Annotated in this window: 1 protein-coding gene; it reads right to left on the minus strand. The window is 40.2% G+C overall.

Translation table 11 applies throughout. The features are described from left to right. Positions 1-266 (minus strand): recombinase family protein (locus IV36_RS11785; RefSeq protein ID WP_162261598.1); only part of this gene is annotated, 266 nt, incomplete at its 3' end. Positions 267-271: the final 5 nt, after the last annotated feature.

Genomic DNA, 271 nt, shown 5'->3' on the forward strand with positions numbered 1-271 from the left:
AACACATCTAGGGTGGCACCCTTATTTTGAATGGAGTTCATGATCTTAGTCAAATCATGGTTGTTTCTGCCTAAGCGATCTAATTCAGTGACCATTACTATATCACCCTCACGAATATAGGCCAGCATTTTTTGCAGTTCTGGCCGATTAGTGTTAGCCCCACTTAATTTATCCGTAAATAATTTATCAACGTCTTTTAAAGCCGCTAACTGTCGATCTAAATGTTGCTCCTTGGAACTCACACGCGCATAACCGATTTTAGCCATTTCCA

Source organism: Liquorilactobacillus mali (assembly GCF_001437155.1).
Taxonomy (GTDB): Bacteria; Bacillota; Bacilli; order Lactobacillales; family Lactobacillaceae; genus Liquorilactobacillus; species Liquorilactobacillus mali_A.